General features: G+C 50.2%; 1 rRNA gene. It reads right to left on the reverse strand.

The features are described 5' to 3' along the window. Window positions 1-1,093: ribosomal RNA gene (locus ACTQ1L_RS15210) — 23S ribosomal RNA — on the reverse strand; the annotation flags it as partial.

Consider the following 1,093-nt stretch of genomic DNA (forward strand, 5'->3'; position numbering starts at 1 on the left):
GCTTCGGTGTCGTGTTTCAGCCCCGGACATTTTCGGCGCAGGAACTCTCGACTAGTGAGCTGTTACGCACTCTTTGAATGTATGGCTGCTTCTGAGCCAACATCCTAGTTGTCTTCGAATTCCCACATCCTTTTCCACTTAACACGCACTTTGGGACCTTAGCCGGTGGTCTGGGCTCTTTCCCTTTTGACTGCCCAACTTATCTCGTGCAGTCTGACTCCCGATCATCATCTACATGGCATTCGGAGTTTGATATTCTTTGGTAAGCTTTGACGCCCCCGCGGAAATTCAGTGCTCTACCTCCATAAGACTAAATCGAGGCTAGCCCTAAAGCTATTTCGAGGAGAACCAGCTATCTCCGGGTTCGATTGGAATTTCTCCCCTATCCACACCTCATGCCCACCCTTTTCAACGGATGTGGCTTCGGTCCTCCATTGTCTTTTACGACAACTTCAACCTGGACATGGATAGATCACCCGGTTTCGGGTCTGCGTATACTGACTTTACGCCCTGTTAAGACTTGGTATCCCTTCGGCTCCGCACCTTAAGTGCTTAACCTTGCCAGTATCCGCAACTCGCCGGACCGTTCTACAAAAAGTACGCGGTTGTTCATTTAAAGAACTTCCACAGCTTGTAAACACAGGGTTTCAGGTTCTCTTTCACTCCCCTCCCGGGGTCCTTTTCACCTTTCCTTCACAGTACTATGCGCTATCGGTCACTAAGTAGTATTTAGGCTTACGGGGTGGTCCCCGCTCTTTCCATCAAGGTTTCTCGTGTCTCGATGTACTCTGGATTCCGCTCAGTCAGCTCTCCTTTCGCTTACGGGGCTTTCACCCTCTCCGGCAGGCTTTCCCAAACCTTTCTGCTAGAATCACTGAATCTTAAATGCGGTCCGAACCCCGGAGTGCACGCACTCCGGTTTGGCCTCTTTCGCTTTCGCTCGCCGCTACTAACAAAATCGATGTTTCTTTCTCTTCCTCCGGCTACTTAGATGTTTCAGTTCACCGGGTTCCCCTCCATACGTTATGGATTGGCGTATGGATGATACGAGTTCTTCGTACCGGGTTTCCCCATTCAGACATCTGCGGATCAA

Origin of the sequence: Agathobacter sp. LCP21S3_B2 (assembly GCF_052118705.1) — a bacterium.
Lineage (GTDB): Bacteria > Bacillota > Clostridia > Lachnospirales > Lachnospiraceae > Roseburia.